Origin of the sequence: Nocardiopsis alkaliphila YIM 80379 (genome assembly GCF_000341005.1) — a bacterium.
Classification (GTDB): domain Bacteria; phylum Actinomycetota; class Actinomycetes; order Streptosporangiales; family Streptosporangiaceae; genus Nocardiopsis; species Nocardiopsis alkaliphila.
The window spans coordinates 51,559-68,590 of the sequence record NZ_ANBD01000103.1 but is presented as its reverse complement, the minus strand read 5'-3'; the positions used below and the strand labels follow the sequence as shown (position 1 = coordinate 68,590).

Annotated in this window: 14 protein-coding genes; 5 read left to right on the top strand and 9 right to left on the bottom strand. The window is 68.2% G+C overall.

Annotation, left to right across the window (positions count from 1 at the left end):
- Nucleotides 1-137: 137 nt before the first annotated feature.
- Together acnA and D472_RS0115055 are read right to left on the bottom strand one after the other, a co-directional pair.
- Nucleotides 138-2,861: an aconitate hydratase AcnA gene (gene acnA, locus D472_RS0115060; RefSeq protein ID WP_017605310.1), complete on the bottom strand. Its 2,724-nt coding sequence runs from the start codon at nucleotides 2,859-2,861 to the stop codon at nucleotides 138-140.
- Between the two features lie 380 nt (nucleotides 2,862-3,241).
- Entirely contained in the window at nucleotides 3,242-4,177 is a 936-nt protein-coding gene (locus D472_RS0115055) for an LLM class F420-dependent oxidoreductase (RefSeq protein ID WP_017605309.1), read from the bottom strand.
- Nucleotides 4,178-4,487: 310 nt separating this feature from the next.
- Between D472_RS0115055 and D472_RS0115050 the strand changes: the two genes are divergently transcribed.
- Nucleotides 4,488-5,432 carry an EamA family transporter gene (locus D472_RS0115050; protein WP_017605308.1) on the top strand — a complete coding sequence of 315 codons (945 nt, stop codon included), beginning with the start codon at nucleotides 4,488-4,490 and terminating at the stop codon, nucleotides 5,430-5,432.
- Between the two features lie 120 nt (nucleotides 5,433-5,552).
- Here the strand turns inward: D472_RS0115050 and D472_RS0115045 are convergent, their stop codons facing one another.
- Entirely contained in the window at nucleotides 5,553-6,845 is a 1,293-nt protein-coding gene (locus D472_RS0115045) for a class I SAM-dependent RNA methyltransferase (RefSeq protein ID WP_017605307.1), read from the bottom strand.
- A gap of 222 nt (nucleotides 6,846-7,067) precedes the next feature.
- Here D472_RS0115045 and D472_RS0115040 point away from each other — a divergent pair, with 222 nt between their 5' ends.
- Both D472_RS0115040 and D472_RS0115035 read left to right on the top strand, forming a co-directional pair.
- Nucleotides 7,068-7,754, top strand: coding sequence for a potassium channel family protein (locus D472_RS0115040; protein ID WP_026117716.1), 687 nt, complete (start codon nucleotides 7,068-7,070; stop codon nucleotides 7,752-7,754).
- Between the two features lies 1 nt (nucleotide 7,755).
- Complete coding sequence (locus D472_RS0115035; RefSeq protein WP_033303895.1) at nucleotides 7,756-8,448, top strand: potassium channel family protein; 693 nt, start codon at nucleotides 7,756-7,758, stop codon at nucleotides 8,446-8,448.
- Nucleotides 8,449-8,639: 191 nt separating this feature from the next.
- On the opposite strand, the gene D472_RS0115030 is transcribed toward D472_RS0115035, so the two are convergent.
- The gene (locus D472_RS0115030; protein ID WP_017605304.1) at nucleotides 8,640-9,401 is read right to left on the bottom strand and encodes a DUF3159 domain-containing protein; all 762 of its coding nucleotides are present in this window, start codon (nucleotides 9,399-9,401) and stop codon (nucleotides 8,640-8,642) included.
- Nucleotides 9,402-9,708: 307 nt separating this feature from the next.
- On the opposite strand from D472_RS0115030, the gene D472_RS0115025 reads away from it, so the two are divergent.
- Nucleotides 9,709-10,821, top strand: coding sequence for a serpin family protein (locus D472_RS0115025; protein WP_026117715.1), 1,113 nt, complete (start codon nucleotides 9,709-9,711; stop codon nucleotides 10,819-10,821).
- Nucleotides 10,822-10,849: 28 nt separating this feature from the next.
- On the opposite strand, the gene D472_RS0115020 is transcribed toward D472_RS0115025, so the two are convergent.
- The 5 genes from D472_RS0115020 to valS form a co-directional block, all read right to left on the bottom strand.
- The gene (locus D472_RS0115020; protein ID WP_083903487.1) at nucleotides 10,850-11,626 is read right to left on the bottom strand and encodes an alpha/beta hydrolase; all 777 of its coding nucleotides are present in this window, start codon (nucleotides 11,624-11,626) and stop codon (nucleotides 10,850-10,852) included.
- A 28-nt stretch (nucleotides 11,627-11,654) separates the two neighbouring features.
- Nucleotides 11,655-12,395: a PIG-L deacetylase family protein gene (locus tag D472_RS0115015; protein WP_026117713.1), complete on the bottom strand. Its 741-nt coding sequence runs from the start codon at nucleotides 12,393-12,395 to the stop codon at nucleotides 11,655-11,657.
- Between the two features lie 55 nt (nucleotides 12,396-12,450).
- Nucleotides 12,451-13,290 carry a DUF3710 domain-containing protein gene (locus tag D472_RS0115010; protein WP_017605300.1) on the bottom strand — a complete coding sequence of 280 codons (840 nt, stop codon included), beginning with the start codon at nucleotides 13,288-13,290 and terminating at the stop codon, nucleotides 12,451-12,453.
- Between the two features lie 57 nt (nucleotides 13,291-13,347).
- Entirely contained in the window at nucleotides 13,348-13,824 is a 477-nt protein-coding gene (gene dut / locus D472_RS0115005) for a dUTP diphosphatase (RefSeq protein ID WP_026117712.1), read from the bottom strand.
- 144 nt (nucleotides 13,825-13,968) lie between these two features.
- Nucleotides 13,969-16,551 carry a valine--tRNA ligase gene (valS, locus tag D472_RS0115000; protein WP_017605298.1) on the bottom strand — a complete coding sequence of 861 codons (2,583 nt, stop codon included), beginning with the start codon at nucleotides 16,549-16,551 and terminating at the stop codon, nucleotides 13,969-13,971.
- A 205-nt stretch (nucleotides 16,552-16,756) separates the two neighbouring features.
- Here valS and D472_RS0114995 point away from each other — a divergent pair, with 205 nt between their 5' ends.
- The gene (locus tag D472_RS0114995; RefSeq protein ID WP_017605297.1) at nucleotides 16,757-17,032 is read left to right on the top strand and encodes a DUF4235 domain-containing protein; all 276 of its coding nucleotides are present in this window, start codon (nucleotides 16,757-16,759) and stop codon (nucleotides 17,030-17,032) included.

Here is a 17,032-nt window from a genome sequence, read left to right as displayed (position 1 = left end):
GCGGAAACCCGGGGTCTTCGTTTCCGTTGATCGAAGGCGTGCAGAGCACGAAAAAAGGGCCGCCACCGTCGTTTGGACGGTGGCGGCCCCGTGAACCGCGCGTCGTGCCTGTTGGGCACGGAGCGGAGCTCGTGGGACTACTTCGCGATCAGCTGGCGCAGCACGAACTGCAAGATGCCGCCGTTGCGGTAGTAGTCGGCCTCGCCCGGGGTGTCGATCCGCACCACGGCGTCGAACTCGACACCGGTGTCGGTGGTGACCTTGACCGTGGCCGGGACGCGACCCTCGTTGAGCTCGGTCACACCGGTGATGGAGAAGGTCTCATCACCGGACAGGCCGAGGGAGTCGGCGGACTGGCCCTCCGGGAACTGCAGCGGAAGGACACCCATGCCGATCAGGTTGGAGCGGTGGATGCGCTCGAAGGACTCGGTGATGACGGCGCGCACGCCCAGCAGGCTGGTGCCCTTGGCCGCCCAGTCACGCGAGGAACCGGAACCGTACTCCTTGCCGCCCAAGACGACCAGCGGGGTGCCCTGCTCGGCGTAGTTGCGCGCGGCGTCGTAGATGAACGTCACCGGAGCGTCGTCCTTGGTGAAGTCGCGGGTGTAGCCGCCCTCGGTGCCCGGCGCGATCTGGTTGCGCAGGCGGATGTTGGCGAACGTTCCGCGGATCATCACCTCGTGGTTGCCGCGACGCGAACCGTAGGAGTTGAAGTCGCGACGCTCCACACCGTTGGCCTTGAGGTACTCGGCCGCCGGGGTGCCCGGCTTGATGGCACCGGCCGGGGAGATGTGGTCGGTGGTGACCGAGTCCCCCAGCTTGGCCAGGACACGGGCCCCGGTGATGTCGGTGACCGGCTGCGGGTCCTTGCCCATACCGTCGAAGTACGGGGGCTTGCGGACGTAGGTGGACTCGTCCTCCCACTCGAAGATGTTGCCGGTCGGAGTGGGCAGCGCACGCCAGCGGTCGTCACCGGCGAACACGTCCGCGTAGGCGGCCTCGTACATGTCGGAGGCGATCGCGGAGTCCATGACCTGCTGGATCTCCTCGGCACTCGGCCAGATGTCGGCCAGGTAGACGGGCTCGCCGTCCTTACCGGTGCCCAACGGCTCGGTGGTGATGTCGATGTCCATCGAACCGGCCAGCGCGTAGGCGACCACCAGCGGCGGCGAGGCCAGGTAGTTCATCTTCACGTCCGGGTTGATCCGGCCCTCGAAGTTGCGGTTGCCGGACAGGACGGCGGAGACCGCGAGATCGTTGTCCTGGACCGCCTTGGAGATCTCCTCCGGCAGCGGGCCGGAGTTACCGATGCAGGTGGTGCAGCCGTAGCCGACCAGGTTGAAGCCCAGCTTGTCCAGGTACGGGGTCAGGCCGGAACGGTCGTAGTAGTCGGTGACGACCTTGGAGCCCGGAGCCATGGAGGTCTTGACCCACGGCTTGCGCGACAGCCCCTTCTCCACCGCCTTCTTGGCCAACAGGGCGGCGCCCAGCATGACCGAGGGGTTGGAGGTGTTGGTGCAGGAGGTGATCGCGGCGATCACGACGGCGCCGTGGTCGATCTCGGTCTCGGTGCCATCGGCCAGGGTGACCGGGATCGGGCGGTGCGGACGATCGCCGTTGGCGACCTGGGCCGGGGCGTCGGAGGCCGGGAAGGACTCCTCGCCCACTTGGTCGGCGCCGTCGGAGACGTAGTCGCTGACGTCGTGGCGCCAGACCCGCTTGGCCGCGGACAGCGCGATGCGGTCCTGGGGACGCTTGGGGCCGGCGATGGAGGGAACGACCTCGGCGAGGTCGAGCTCCAGGTACTCGGAGAATTCAGGCTCCTGGGCCGGGTCGTGCCAGAAGCCGTTGGCCTTGGCGTAGGCCTCGGTCAGCGCGACCTGTTCCTCGGAGCGGCCGGTCAGACGCATGTAGCGGATGGTCTCGTCGTCGATCGGGAAGATCGCGGCGGTGGAGCCGAACTCGGGGCTCATGTTGCCGATGGTGGCGCGGTTGGCCAGCGGCACGGCGGCCACGCCATCGCCGTAGAACTCGACGAACTTGCCGACCACACCGTGCTCGCGGAGCTTCTCGGTGATGGTGAGCACCAGGTCGGTGGCGGTGGTGCCGGGCTTGAGCTCACCGGTCAGCTTGAAGCCGACCACGCGCGGGATGAGCATGGAGATCGGCTGGCCGAGCATGGCGGCCTCTGCCTCGATGCCACCGACACCCCAGCCCAGGATGCCCAGGCCGTTCTGCATCGTGGTGTGGGAGTCGGTACCCACACAGGTGTCGGGGTAGGCCTGACCGTTGCGGGACATGGTCACGCGTGCCAGGTGCTCGATGTTGGCCTGGTGCACGATGCCCGTGCCGGGCGGGACGACCTTGAACTCGTCGAAGGCGGTCTGACCCCAGCGCAGGAACTTGTAACGCTCGTAGTTGCGCTCGTACTCGATCTCGACGTTGCGCTCGAAGGCGTCGGGGCTGCCGAAGAGGTCGACGACGACGGAGTGGTCGATCACCAGCTCGGCGGGGGCGAGCGGGTTGATCTTGTCCGGGTCACCGCCCATGTCGCGCACGGCCTCACGCATGGTCGCGAGGTCGACGACACAGGGGACGCCGGTGAAGTCCTGCATGATCACCCGCGCGGGGGTGAACTGGATCTCCTGGTTGGGCTGCGCCTTGGGGTCCCAGTTTCCCAGGGCCCTGATGTGGTCGGCGGTGACGTTCGCGCCGTCCTCGGTGCGCAGCAGGTTCTCCAACAGAACCTTCAGGCTGTAGGGAAGACGGCTGGAACCCTCGACGGTGTCCAGCCGGAAGTATTCGTACGACTCGTCGCCAACGCGCAACGTGTCACGGGCGCCGAAGCTGTTCGCGGACACGGTGTCTGCCTCCTGATCTCGCCACTTTGTCCCCAGCATCCTGCCCCATGGGGTGGATGCGGGACCTACTGAGGCCGCCCTGACCGGCTCCCTCGAAAACGAGGGTCACCGGTCACGCGCCCCGTCACCCCGAAGCCCCTTCAGGGCCACTCCCACCTGCGGCGACGTCACATCACCGCGGGTCGTGCGGCCCGTTGGCCGCGGACGCCCACCGGCTCGGACGTAGCGCCGAAAAAGCGGTCGACCTCACACACTCGGACCGGGAGCGGGCCGGGGGAATCCCGCTATATCTTGATGTCAAGGTATCCAACTTGTATCTCGATATCAAGTTATCGAGTGCCCTCACGCACTCTAGGGGCGCCCCGCCCCTTGCGCCCCGGTCAGCCCAACCGTGGCGCCACCTCGGAGGCCACCAGTTCCAGGTGGTCGAGGTCGCTCATGTCCAAGAGCTGCAGGTAGATCCTGTCAGCGCCCGCGGCTCCGAACCGGCCGAGCCTGTCCACCACCTCCTCCGGTGTACCGGCCAGACCGTTCTCACGCAGTTCCGGCACCTGGCGACCGATGGCGTCGGCGCGCTTGGCCACCTCGGCCTCGTCACGCCCCACGCACAAGACCTGCGCCGCGGAGTAGACCATCGGCGTGGTGCGCCCGGACGTCCGGACCGCCTCCGCCGTACGGCCGAAGGCCGCGGCGGTGTCCTCCAGCGAGGCGAAGGGCACGTTGTACTCGTCGGCGAACTTGGCCGCCAGCCGCGGGGTGCGCTTGAGCCCGGTGCCACCGATCAGCACCGGAGGACGCGGACCCTGCTGTGGTTTGGGCAACGCCGGCCCCTCCGCCAAACGGTAGTGCCGCCCCTCGTAACGGAAGGTCTCCCCCGCCGGGGTCGACCACAACCCCGTAATGATGTCGAGTTGTTCCTCATAGCGATCGAAGCGCTCGCGGGCCGTGGCGGGGAACGGAATGCCATAGACGGCGTGCTCCTGTTCGAACCACCCCGCACCGAAGCCGAACTCGACCCGTCCACCGCTCATCCGATCGACCTGGGCGACGGAGATGGCGAGGGGGCCGGGGTGACGGAAGGTCGCCGCGCTCATGAGGGTGCCGAGCCGGATCCGGGAGGTCTCCCTGGCCAGCCCCGCCAGGGTGATCCAGGCGTCCGTGGGGCCGGGAAAGCCGCTCACGTGGTCACCCATGTGGAGATAGTGGTCAGAGCGAAATAGCGCGTCGAACCCCAGGTCCTCGGCGGCCCTGGCGACGGCGAGCTGGTCCTCGTAGGTGGCCCCTTGTTGGGGCTCAAGGAAGATCCTCAGGCGCATACGTCCCATTTTCTCCCACCCTCACCGGCATTCTCGAATCGCCGCGCGGAACCGCGGGAAAACGAGTCCATCGGGAACGAGGAACCCCGGGCCTTCGGAGTCAACGAGCCCGGGCCCGACCATCATCACCCGCCGCGCTACCGTGGTGAGCGTGCACCACCACCGGCGCAAGACCCTTCCGCCATCGAACGCTTGGTTCGACGCGCTCGCGAGCCCTCTTCGGCCCACGGGGCCTGCACCGAAACGGTGAGCGGCCCGCCCGTCGTGCTCCCCTCGACGTTCCCCAGGCGGCAAGACGGAAGGTACGAACGTGCCGGAACACACCTCTGCTCCCACCACCGGACGACCCACCCTCCTCTCGCAGCGGCTCACCGATGGGCCTTTGCCCATCCTCGGCGCCGCCATGTTGTGGGGCACCACCGGTACCGCCGCGTCCTTCGCACCCGACAGCGCCCACCCCGCCGCCACCGGTTCGGCCGGGCTGGTTCTGGGCGGAATCCTGCTGTTCCTCGTGGGACGGGGCTCCACCGCCCTGATCGCACGGTCCGATGGGCGTACCCGATCGGCCCTGATCCTGGGTGCCCTGGCGGTCGCCGGTTACCCCCTGTCCTTCTATCCGGCCGTCGCCCACGCCGGGGTCGCGGTGGGCACCGTGATCACCTTGGGCAGTGCCCCGGTGTTCGCGGGACTGCTGGTCTGGGGTCTGGAACGGGTCAGGCCCAGCGGACGTTGGGCGGTGGCCACCGTCGCCGCCGTACTCGGTTGCGCCGTGTTGGTCTTGGGCCCCGACCTGGTCGGCACACCGGCCCCCGTACACCCGCTGGGGGTGGCTCTGGCCTTGGTCGCCGGATTCTCCTACTCGCTGTACGCGATCATCGCCGAGCGTCTGATCCGGCGCGGGCACCCTTCGGGCGCGGTGATGGGCACGATGTTCGCGGGCGGTGGCCTGTTCGTGCTTCCGTTGCTCCTGTGCACCGGGGTGGCCTGGCTGGCGACGGTCAACGGCGCCTTGGTCGCCCTACATCTGGCACTGTTCACCGTGTTCTTGGCCTACTGGCTGTTCGGGAACGGTCTGCGGCACACCTCCGCCTCCACCGCCACCACCCTGAGTCTGGCCGAACCCGCCGTGGCTGCGCTGTTGGGCGTGGCCTTGGTGGGGGAACGGCTGCCGTTGGTGTCCTGGTCCGGGTTGGTCGTGCTCGCCCTGGGCCTGGCCGTGCTGAAGGCGCCCACCGGGCGCGGGCGAGCCGGATGATCGCCCCCTCCCCCCGCGAGAACGCCTTCGACGCGGCCCGCGACGTCACCGGAGCAGTCTTGGAAAGACCGCTCCGGCTCGTACGCCGACCCGGACAAGGGGTCGGCGGCGTACGTGCGCTCAGTCCTGCTCTTCGCGGTGCCGGCGGGCGAGCCTGACCGGTTCCAGCATGGCCAGGAACTCCACGTGGTGGGTCATCGGGAAGGCGTCGAAGGCGCGCAACCCCGCCAACCGGTAGCCGGCACGGTCGAACTCGGCCAGGTCACGGGCGAGCGTGGCGGGGTCACAGGAGACGTAGGCGATCCGGCGCGGCTTCATGCCCGCCACCTTGCGCACGACCTCCTTGCCCGCGCCGGCGCGCGGCGGGTCCAAGGCGACCACGTCGGCGCGTACGTCGGCCCATTCGCGCATCTGCTTGGCCACGTCGGCGCGTTCGATCCGCACCTGGGGCAGGTCCTTGAGGTTGTACTGGGCGTCACGGACGGCGGTGGCCCCGTTCTCCACGCCCATCACACGGCCCTGGGGACCGACCGCGTCGGCGAGCGCCCCGGTGAACAGGCCCGCACCGCAGTACAGGTCCAAGGCGGTCTCGCCCGGCTTGGGCTCCAAGGCGTCCAAGACTGCGCCGCTCAGGGTCTCGGCGGCGGCCGGGTGGACCTGCCAGAATCCGCCGGCGCCGACCCGGTACTCGCGTCCGGCCACGTCCTCGCGTACACCCTTACGGCCGCGGACCGACTGCACCCGTCCGCCCTTGAAGCGACGCAGTACCGCGCTGGAGGCCTTCAGTTCGGGCAGTGCGGCGAGCTTGGCCGTGGTGGGGGTGACCACGATGGCCCGGTCGGCGCGAGTGGCGGAGGCGACCGCCTCCACGTCCTTGACGTCCTCCCAGCGCACGTCCGTCACCCCGAGTTCGGATACGCCGGGGTGGGCGATCAGGCAGCGGTCGATCGGTTCGATCTCGTGGGAGCGATGACGCCGCAGTCCGGCGTGGCCCTCCTCATCGACCGAGAAGCGCACCCGGGTGCGCCAGCCCAGACCATCGGGGGTTCCGGGCAGTTCCTCCACGTCCACGTCCAGGTCGATACCGGCGATCCGGCTCAGTTGGTCGGCGACGACCTTGCCCTTGATACGACGCTGGGCGTCCAAGGAGGCGTGCTGCCAGTCGCAACCGCCGCACATACCGGGACCGGCGTAGGGGCAGGGGGCCTCGACCCGGTCCGGTGAGGAGTCGAGCACCTCGATGGCCTCACCTCGCAGAAAACGTGTGGTCTGTTCGGTGACACGGACCCGCAGGCGTTCACCGGGCAGGGCGTGGCGGACGAAGACGACCTGCTCGTGGTGGCGCCCCACACACCAACCTCCGTGGGCGACGTCGTCGACGGTCATCTCGATCTCGGTACCAACACGGGTCATGGCGGTGTGTCCTTCGGTGGTCGGTTCGGGGACTGCGGGTGACCCTGCGCGCACAGCCACCGAGCGGCCCCAATCTACCGGCCCCGAAGCACCGCCCGGGCTGGTCCGAGGTCTGAGGGCCGGGCCGGTCGCGCGGGTCACACCGATGTGTGTCAAGGTGGACCCGGCGGGCCATGGGAGCAGGACCCGTGCGCCCCGGTGTGGACAGGGAGTACTGACAAGGTGCACATCGTGATCATGGGGTGCGGCCGGGTGGGCTCTACCCTTGCGCACACACTCGTGGACCTGGGCCACACGGTGGCGGTGATCGACCAGGACCCCGACGCCTTCCGTCGGCTACGCGGCTCGGTGGCCAAACACGCCGTGCGGGGCAGCGGGCAGGACCGTGAGGTCCTGCTGACCGCGGGTGTGGACCGTGCCTCGGCCTTCGCCGCCGTCAGCAATGGCGACAACTCCAACATCATCTCGGCTCGGGTGGCGCGCGAGACGTTCGGGGTGCAGAACGTGGTGGCGCGCATCTACGACCCTCGGCGGGCCGAGGTGTACCAGCGCTTGGGCATTCCGACGGTCGCGACGGTGAACTGGACCGCGGACGCGATCCTGCGCCGGATGATCCCCGGCGACGACCAGTTGGAGGCCTCCCCCGAGTGGCAGGACGCCTCGGGCAGTCTGGTCATGCGGGAACTCCCCCTTCCCCGAGGTCGAGCCGGGACGAGTGTGGCCGAACTGGAGGACCGGTTCCCGCTACGGTTGGTGTACCTGGTACGTCAGGGCAGCATCGTGCTCGCCACCTCGGAAGAACCGTTGGCGGAAGGCGACGTGTTGCACGTGGTCGCGCACGGCCGGGACATGGATGGTCTGGCCGAGCGACTGGAGACACCGCGCGGTGACGAGACGGGGCGTGGTTGAGATGCGGGTCGCCATCGCGGGGGCCGGAAGCGTGGGCCGCTCCATCGCCACGGAGTTGGCGGGCAACGGACACGACGTGCTGTTGATCGACCGGGACACTCGGGCGATCGGGGTGGACGACCTGCCCCAGGTGGAGTGGCTGCTCGCCGACGCCTGTGAGTTGGCCACCCTGGAGGACGCCCGGTTGGGCGACTTCGACGTGGTGATCGCCGCCAGCAGCGACGACAAGGTGAACCTGGTGGTCTCGTTACTGGCCAAGACGGAGTTCGGGGTGGGCCGGGTGATCGCTCGGATCAACGACCCCGACAACGAGTGGCTGTTCGATGACTCCTGGGGCGTCGACCTGGCGGTCTCCCCGCCCCGACTGATCGCCGACCTGGTCGAGGGGGTGCCCGAGGAGCGTGACCTCGAGGACGGCGCGCTACCTCCGTTGCCGGGGGCGGAGATCGCCGAATCGGTGTTGCACGCCGGCAGCCCGTTCGTGGATCGACCGCAGTCGGAGTTGATGGCGGCGCTGCCCGAAGGGGTGGCGTTGGTAGCGGTACTGGGCCCCGGGGGGGTTCGTCCTCCGGCTCCGGAACACACCCTTTCGGTGGGCAACACCATGGTCTTCCTGGCCGAAACGGAGGCCCTGGAGCCGTTGGAGGAGGTCTTGGGCCCGGTGGACGAAGCCGACCCGGCAGAGAACTCCTAGGGAGTGTTGTTCAGCAGGCCTTCGGATCGGTGAGCGGCCGTCCAGGCGTCTTTGGCAAGGCGGTGTGCGAAGTTCGGCCTGGTCGTGCTTCACGAGCACATGGGCGCGATGAGAGCCGGTGGAAGCGAGCCCACAATGATGCAAGAACACGACCTGGGGCCGCGAAAGGGTGGGCCTCGGCTGCCACGACACTAGTGCGAGTCCGTGCTCCGAGGGGGTTCGCCGGTCCCTTCCTCGGACTCCAGCGGGGTACGTCCACGGGCCAAGACCCACACCATCGCGGTGAAGGCGGCGACCTGGAGCGGCCAGCCCATGGCGACCTTGGAGATCCCCAGGATGGCGAAGGTGTCCGCCCAGCCGTTGCTGTCGGCGAGCCAGAGCGGGTACTGGACCACGACCCGGATGACGCAGGGCAGCACCAGCAACCAGGTGAGCCGAGAGGCGAGTTCGACCACCGCCGGGTTGCTCCGCCAAGAGGTGAAGTCCTCCTTGTTCCCGATGAAGGGGCCGAGCATCAACCCGATGGCGGGCCAGCGCACCAGGATCGATAGGGACAGCACCACCGCGTAGACGGCGTTGTAGATGATGCCCGGCAAAAAGGCGTCGGCGGCGTTACCGCTGCGCATGGCGAAGAGCGCGGCGATGCCGATCCCGAACAGACTGGTGAGGACGTACTGCATCGAGGAACGCTGCACCAGGCGGATCACGCCGAGTATCAGTGCCGCGGCGACTCCGAGGATGATCGACGATCGCAACTCGGAGAAGATGACGTAGGAGAGAGTGAAGGTCAGGGTGGGGATGGCCGCCTCGACCATGCCGCGCTTACCACCCAGCGCCTCGGCGAGCTTGGTACGGACCAGTGCCTCGACCGTGCCCTCGGTGACGATGGTGGCGGCGTGCACCCGCCCGTCGGCCTGGGCCGCCTTCTCGGAGGCCCGTTCCTGCTCAGTCATCCCGCTCCCGCGTCCGGTGCTCGCTGTGGGCCCAAGGGCCGTCGACCATGATGCACCACCCTATGTGAGTCCTCACATCCCCTGTTCACCGTTCGTAGGGGTTCCGAAGCGGAATCGACCGTTCTCGTCCCCATTGGTGATGCCTTGTCGCGTGCGCTTTCTCACCCCGAGGCTCCACGCCCCCCGAACCGGTCTTGAAAGGCCCGTGGCGGCGATGAGCAGTTCCGTGTGGTCCGTGCCGGGACTGGCCTGAGGGGCCGGCCGTTCCGTACTCTGGCGGCCCACCGCTCGTCATGAGGAGGTCCGTTTGAGCAGTAGCGGAGAAGATCGGCCACCCCAGGAGGATCACGCCCGTTTCGCCGCCGTATTGGAACGGGAGTTGTTCTCGAAGGACGCTTCGCACGTCTGGTCGCCGTACTCGGTCGGATCGGTGCTGACACTGCTGGCCGAGGGGGCCGGGGGCCGGACCCGACAGGAGTTGCTCGACCTCTTGGCCCCCGGTGGTGACCTGGCCGGACACACCACGGCGTTGGACGCGGCCGTCGAGACGGTTCAAGGTCTGGGCATGGCCGTCCTCAACGGTCTGTACGTGCCCGCGGACCTGCCGGTGCGCGCGGAGTTCGAGGAGCGGGTCCGGTCCCGCGTCGGCGCCGAAGTGGAGCAGGTCGACTTTCGAGGTGACTCCGAAGGGGTGCGACGCAAGGTCAATGGTCGGGTCCGTGAGGTCACGCAGGGACTCATCGAGGAACTGCTCACCCCTGGCACGGTCCACTCCGACCTACGGATGCTACTGGTCAACGCCCTATGGGTGAAGATGCTCTGGCGTGATCCCTTCGAGGCGGGACAGACTCGGAATCGGCCCTTCCACGCTCCGGGCGGCACTCGCCGGGTGCCCACCATGCACCGCAACGGGCGCATGACCTACGCCGAACACGGCGAATGGCGGATGGTGAGCCTGCCGGGCGAACACGGTCTGACCCTGGACGTGTTCCTGGGCGAGGGGACGCGGGCACCGGATCAAAGGGCCCTGTACGGTCTGTACGGGGCCCGCCGCCCGGAACAGATCGATCTCGCCCTGCCCCGGTTCGCGGTCGAAAGCGACATCGCCCTACTCGATCCCCTGGCCCGTGGCGCGGCTCCGGTCCGTAGGCTCTCCGGCGATGAAGCGGACTTCTCCGGGGTCAGCGAAGAGCCGCTCAAGGTGGACGCGATCGTGCACCAATCGGTGCTGAGGGTGGACGAGCGCGGCGCGGAGGGTGCCGCGGCCACCGCGGCGATGATGGTGATGTCCGCGGCGATCCCGCCCAAGGCCAAGAAGTTCACGGTGGACCGACCGTTCCGCTTCACGCTGCGCCGAGGGGCGGCTCTGTTGTTCACCGGGCACGTGAGTGACCCCGTCGATCCCGGTCCCGCCGGGTAGACCGGGTCCGAACGGGCGGAGTGGTCGATCAGGGATCGAGGAAGTCGGCGGTGACCTCGGCCAGGGCTTGGTGGGCCTCGGCGTCGGTCAATGTCGGTTCCTCGTCCCCGGCCTGTTCCCCGTAGGCACCGAACTGGGCATGGTTCATGCCCTCCACCGTCACCGTGAGGGCATCGGCCGGCAGGTTCGGTCTTCGGTCCTCGATCTCCTCCAAGGGCAGGACACCGTCACGGTCACCGGCCACCGAGAGCACCCGCAGGTCGTCACGGTCGCTCAGATCGGCGGCGGCCACCGCGTAGGAACCCCACAGCACCAGCCCTTCCCATTCGGTCGTGGTGTCCCCGGCACCCACGTGCTGGGCGGCGAAGGCCCCACCCATGGAGTGGCCGCCCAGGTACCAGGTCCGTACCTGCGGTGCCTGGGACACCACGTCCTCGGCCCGGGCCGAATCGAGGAGGGCGAGGTTGAGCCGTAGGTCGGGCAGAACGACCGTGACTCCGGTGGCGGCCACCACCGGGGCCCACGGAGCCACGTAGGCGTCGGCCTCCACCCGGGCACCGGAGTAGAACACCACCCCGATACCCGAGGGCTCCCCCGTCGGGGACACCACCACGACGTCCTCACCACGGGTCACCTCCACGGCGGGATCCTCCCGCACACTCCGCAGGGGCCCCGGTTCGGCCTGGTGCGGATCGAGCGCCCAGCCCACAAAGGCGATGCCGGCCACCACCACCAGGGCCGATAGCACGGCCAGGCCCCACGACACGACCTTCCTGAACCGGGATCTCGCTCCCCGATCTCCCATGTGCGTCGGGTGACCCGGAAGGATCGGTTCAGAACTCGAATACCTCGAAGGCAGTGGCCAACGGCACCCCCGCCTGTTCGCCCGCACGCACAGCTCCCTTGCGTAGGAAGGTCTTCTGGTCGAAACCCTCCAGGTTGGCCAGGTACACCTCGTGGGCGTCCAGGGACGCGATACCGGCGGCCAGGTCCTCCTCACCCAGCTCCACGTAGTGAGTGGGCTCGGGAGCGGACCCGAAGGCCACCATACGCACCCCCGACCATGGCTCGGTGCCCTCCACCAACTGTTCGGGGAAGACCCACCGGTTGGCGGCGTCACGGACCGCGTCCAGCAGGGCCGGTCCCAACACGCGGTGGTCGGCGTGGTTGAAGCCCGACCCCTCACCGAAGCTCTCTCGGAAGTTGATGGACACGATCGCCTCCGGTCGATGCCGTCGGATCGCCGCCGCCAAGGCCCGACGCAGGGGCAGCCCGTACTCCAGCATTCCATCGGGGAAGTCCAGGAACTCCACGGTGGCGACGCCCACCGCCTCGGCGGAGGCGCGTTGCTCGGCCATGCGCACCGGGGCAGCGGCCCCGGGATCCATCGAGTCGATCCCGGCCTCGCCCTTGGTCACCAACAGCTCGACCACGTCTTTACCCTGCGAGGTCCAACGGTGAATGGCGGAGGAGGAGCCGAATTCCAAGTCATCGGGGTGTGCCACCACCGCGGGGAGCCGCTGCCAGTCCTCCGGCAATGGCCGGGGGGCGCTGTTTCGCGTTGTCTCGTCCATGAAGCCACACTACGGAAACCGCGCGCCCCGAACACGTTGGCCAAAGGCCGTTTCGTCAGGTGTTCGTGGCACCACCGGTCGGCGGGCCGCTCGCCGAACCGTTGGGCGAACTTCCGGCGTTGCCACGCTGGGCCGCCTGCTGGGCGGCGCGCTGCTGGGCCGCGGCGGCCATCTGCTCCTGGATCTGCTTGGGCACCGTGATCGGCAGCAGTTCACTGGGCGGCGCCGGCTGGTCGCCGCGAACCACCACGATGTCGGCGAAGATCTGCTCGATCTCCGACATCACCTCGGGTTTGGAGGCCCCTTCACCACGGATGACACCACGCAGTACCCAGCGCGGACCGTCCACACCGATGAAGCGCACCCGCTGGCCCAGTTGGCGGCCATCCTCGGTCTTCTTGCCCTTGATCGGGATGACCGCCTGCAGCTCGGGGCCGAAGGTGCCGTCATGGTCCTCGACCTTGCCACCTTGCTGGGTGACCTGTCCGCGCAGTTCCTCCCGCATCTCGTCCCAGAGTCCGGAGGACTTGGGAGCGGCGAAGGGCTGTACCTGTAGGGCGGTCTTACCGCGCACCAGGGTCACGCCGATGATCTTCTGTTTGCCCTGTCGGTCCTGGGCGACGTTCACCTGGATTTCGGTGCCCTGCTCCATCGGCAGGAGCATGCTGCCCAGGTCCATCCGCTTGGAGTCCGGTGCGTCCTCTTCCGAGTCCCAGGGGCCGGTGGCCCGGTATCGGTCCTCCTCCTTGACGGGCCGGTGTGTGGGGCGCTCCGGCTCCACCTCGTTGCCGAAGGAGACCGCGCCCGCGGCGCCTTGGCTTGGCTGAGGACGGCTCTGTTCCTCAGCGGCTCTCTTGGTCTCTTGGTCCCGCTTCTTACGGCGGCGTCCGAACACGCCTTCACCTCTTCGCTTCTTCGTGGGTCCCGGGATCACGCCGGGGAGTCGGGGACCTCAGCGCCGGGCGGCGTGGCCCCCGGTCGAACCGAAACCACCCGATCCGCGCGCCGACTCCGGCAGCCTGTCCGTCTCAACGAACTCGGCCCGCTCCACACGCTGGATCACCAGTTGAGCGATCCGATCACCGCGTGAGAGCTTCACGGCGGTGCGCGGGTCGGTGTTGAGCAGGGTCACCCTGATCTCGCCTCGATAACCGGCGTCCACGGTGCCGGGAGCGTTGACGACCGTCAGCCCACAGCGGGCGGCCAGCCCCGAACGGGGATGTACGAAGGCCGCGTGACCGTCGGGTAGCGCGATCGCCAGACCGGTGGGTACGGTGACGCGCTCCCCGGGATCGAGGAGGACGTCGATGGCGGTGTACAGGTCCGCACCCGCGTCGCCGGGATGGGCGTAGGCGGGCAGCGGCAGCCCGGGATCCAGGCGGTGCACCGTGATCGGCACCCGGGTGTCTTCCAGGGATGAGGTACTCACATCTGCCGAGCCTATCGCTCCCACGGCATGACCCGGGTGCCCGAACTCCGAGCCGAGGCGAAGCGATGTGGAGACGACGTCGACGGGGCGTCTCCGGTCTGCTCCTACCGGAAACCGCCCCGTCGAACGGGTCTGGTCGAATCGTTACTCCGTGGTCCGTTCCTCCGATGGGAGGGTCACCTGGACGGTGAGCTCACTTTCGTCCGTGACCTGGAAGTCGATCCCGGCGGTGCGACCGGCGGCAGCGATGTCGGAGGCGGCGGAACGGGCCGCCTCGACCTGCTTACCGGAGACCTTGACGTGCTCCACTTCGGATCGCATGGACAACTTGGCTTCGGACTTGGCCTTGCGGACCGCGTGGAGGACCTCGGCGGTGGCGGCCAAGACCATCGGGTCGCCACCGGTGGCCGCACGACGATACTCGGCGGCCTCGGGCCAGGCCTGGGCGTGCACCGACCCCTCCTGCCACCAGCTCCAGACCTCTTCGGTGACGAAGGGGACGAAGGGCGCGAACAGTCTGTGCAGAGCGCCTAGGGCGATGAGCAGGGCGGTGCGGGCCGAAGCACCTTCGGCGGACTCGGTGTCGTAGGCGCGAGCCTTGACCAACTCCAGGTAGTCATCACAAAAGTCCCAGAAGAAACGCTCGGTGCGCTCTAGTGCCCGGGTGTGGTCATAGGAGGTGAACGCGGCCGTGGTCTCCTCCACCAGGTCGGCCAACGTCGCCAACATCGCCCGGTCCAGGGGTTCGGTGACCCTGGAGGGGTCGGTGGTGGTGTTCTCACCGGCCACCGACATCACGAACTTACTGGCGTTGAGGATCTTGATGGAGAGCCGACGGCCGATCTTCATCTGGCCCTCGTCCATCGCGGTGTCGGTACCCAAACGACCACTGGCCGCCCAGTACCGGACCGCGTCGGAGCCGTACTTCTCCAGTAGTGCGATCGGGGTGACGACGTTGCCCTTGGACTTGGACATCTTCTTGCGGTCCGGGTCCAGGATCCAGCCGGAGATGCCGGTGGTCTTCCAGGGCAGGGTTCCGTTCTCGAAGTGGGCGCGGACCACGGTGGAGAACAGCCAGGTGCGGATGATGTCCTGGCCTTGGGGACGCAAGTCCATCGGAAAGACCCGCTCGAACAGGTCCTGGTCGCGTTCCCAGCCGGAGGCGATCTGCGGGGACAGCGAGGAGGTCGCCCAGGTGTCCATGACGTCGGGGTCGCCCATGAACCCGCCGCTCTGGCCACGCTGGTCCTCGGTGTACCCGGCGGGCGCCTGGGAGCTGGGGTCGACGGGCAGCTGGTCCTCGCTGGGCAACAGCGGTTCGTCGTAGCGCGGATTGCCGTCGGCGTCCAGCGGATACCAGACCGGGAAGGGAACCCCGAAGAAGCGCTGGCGGCTGATCAGCCAGTCACCATTGAGGCCGCCGACCCAGTTCTCGTAACGCTGACGCATGTGCGCCGGGTGCCAGGTCAGTTCACGCCCACGCTCGATGAGCCGGGCGCGAAGATCCTCGTCCCGACCCCCGTTGCGGATGTACCACTGGCGGGTGGTGACGATCTCGAGGGGCTTGTCACCCTTTTCGAAGAACTTCACCGGGTGGGTGATGGGCGTGGGCTCACCGACCAGTTCCCCACTGGCGCGCAGCATCTCCACGGTGCGCTCACGCGCGGTGTGGACGGTGGCTCCGACCAGGGCGGCGTAGGCCTCACGCGCGGCCTGGGAGTCGATCCCCTGAGGCGGGTCGGCGATGATGCGACCGTCCCAACCGATGATGGGCCGGGTCTGAAGCCGAAGCTCACGCCACCAGGTGACGTCGGTGGTGTCACCGAAGGTACAGATCATGGCGATACCGGACCCCTTCTCGGGGTCTGCCAGGCGATGCGCCTTGACCGGGACCTCGACACCGAAGATCGGTGTGGTCACGGTGGTGTCGAACAGGTCCTGGTAACGCTCGTCTTCGGGGTGGGCCACCAAGGCCACGCAGGCGGCCAACAGCTCGGGGCGGGTGGTCTCGATGTGGACCGGGGTACCGTCCGACTTGTGGAAGGCGATCTTGTGGTAGGCGCTGGGGCGTTCCCGGTCCTCCAGTTCGGCTTGGGCCACGGCGGTGCGGAAGGTGACGTCCCACAGGGTGGGCGCCTCCGCCATGTAGGCCTCACCACGAGCCAGGTTGCGCAGGAAGGCGCGCTGGGCGGTGGCCCGGGAATCGTCATCGATGGTGGCGTAGGTGTGCCGCCAGTCGACGCTCAGCCCCAGGCGACGCCAGATGGACTCGAAGACCTTCTCGTCCTCGATGGTGAGTTCGTCGCACAGCTCGATGAAGTTGCCACGGGAGATGGCGACCTGTCGTTTGGGGTCGGGCTTGGCCGGCGGCTCGAAGTCCGGGTCATAGGGGACCGAGGGGTCACAGCGAACGCCGTAGTAGTTCTGCACACGACGCTCCGTGGGCAGGCCGTTGTCGTCCCAGCCCATCGGGTAGAAGACGGCCTTGCCGTTCATGCGCTGGAAACGCGCGATGGTGTCGGTGTGCGTGTAGGAGAACACGTGGCCGATGTGCAGCGAACCCGAGACCGTGGGCGGCGGGGTGTCGATCGAGTAGACGTCCTCGCGGCTGCGGGTGCGGTCGAAGTGGTAGACGCCGGACTCATCCCATACGTCCACCCACTTCGCCTCGATACCGTCCAGCGAAGGCTTGTCGGGCATGCGGAAGGAATGAGAGCGGTTGGTCATGGGGCCAATGTTAGTGCTCTTCGAAGGATGATCGCTCCGGGTTCTCGGCTCCGGGCGCACAGAATGGAATGGCCTGGGCCACGCCGGTTCTCGACGCCGCCCCGCCAACGCTGCGCGAGACGACGCGGACGTGAAAGACTCTCCGGGCAGACGGTGCGCCCTCGCGCGCACCATCGTACGCACAAGGGAACGGTGAACGATTCACATGGCTAAGAAGGACGGTGAGGTCGCACCGGTCGTCCTCGGACTCGTGGCCGGCTTCGCGGCGGAGTTCGTCACGCGCAAGGCGCTGACCTTCGCCTGGACCCGCGCGACCGGCGAGGAGCCGCCGACGGACCTGGAGTCCCCCGACGTGAGCCTGGGACGTGCCCTGAGTTGGGCCGTGATCGCCGGTGTGGGCGTGGAAGTGGCCCGGGTACTGGCCGTTCGCGCCACCCGTAAGCGGATGATCGGATCCGGCGGACGCGACCTGGAGCCCTGA

What these genes read in the sequence shown, in the direction of transcription:
- D472_RS0115055 (WP_017605309.1), bottom strand. Translation starts at nt 4,177, where the DNA reads ATGCGCCTGAGGATCTTCCTTGAGCCCCAACAAGGGGCCACCTACGAG.
- D472_RS0115045 (WP_017605307.1), bottom strand. Translation starts at nt 6,845, where the DNA reads ATGACCCGTGTTGGTACCGAGATCGAGATGACCGTCGACGACGTCGCC.
- D472_RS0115035 (WP_033303895.1), top strand. Translation starts at nt 7,756, where the DNA reads ATGCGGGTCGCCATCGCGGGGGCCGGAAGCGTGGGCCGCTCCATCGCC.
- D472_RS0115030 (WP_017605304.1), bottom strand. Translation starts at nt 9,401, where the DNA reads ATGACTGAGCAGGAACGGGCCTCCGAGAAGGCGGCCCAGGCCGACGGG.
- D472_RS0115020 (WP_083903487.1), bottom strand. Translation starts at nt 11,626, where the DNA reads ATGGGAGATCGGGGAGCGAGATCCCGGTTCAGGAAGGTCGTGTCGTGG.
- D472_RS0115015 (WP_026117713.1), bottom strand. Translation starts at nt 12,395, where the DNA reads ATGGACGAGACAACGCGAAACAGCGCCCCCCGGCCATTGCCGGAGGAC.
- valS (WP_017605298.1), bottom strand. Translation starts at nt 16,551, where the DNA reads ATGACCAACCGCTCTCATTCCTTCCGCATGCCCGACAAGCCTTCGCTG.
- D472_RS0114995 (WP_017605297.1), top strand. Translation starts at nt 16,757, where the DNA reads ATGGCTAAGAAGGACGGTGAGGTCGCACCGGTCGTCCTCGGACTCGTG.